1 protein-coding gene is annotated in these 245 nt (G+C 42.4%); it reads right to left on the minus strand.

The window, feature by feature from the left end; genetic code table 11:
• A partial coding sequence (locus tag KVT27_RS25755) for a Ger(x)C family spore germination C-terminal domain-containing protein (protein ID WP_217582292.1) occupies nt 1–245 on the minus strand: 245 nt, incomplete at both ends.

The following is a 245-nucleotide window of genomic DNA, read 5'->3' on the forward strand; positions in this document are numbered from 1 at the left end:
GCACTTCGATTTGGATCTGATTATTCACGATATTCACATGAATACGCCGGCCTAATTTTTGCGTAGATAAGCTGAGAGTACCATTCCCCCGCACGACGTCTTGAGTAAGCACGAACCCTTCTTGTTCGCCTGTTATCCAATTGGCATAGAACGATTCCTTCGTATTCAAATATCCTACTAATTTCATACCATTGTCTTTGTTTAGAATGGCAGCTCCGGAATAGGCGTATTTCTTTAATGGCGTC

Source organism: Lysinibacillus sp. GbtcB16 (assembly GCF_019091145.1).
GTDB classification, from domain to species: Bacteria; Bacillota; Bacilli; order Bacillales_A; family Planococcaceae; genus Lysinibacillus; species Lysinibacillus fusiformis.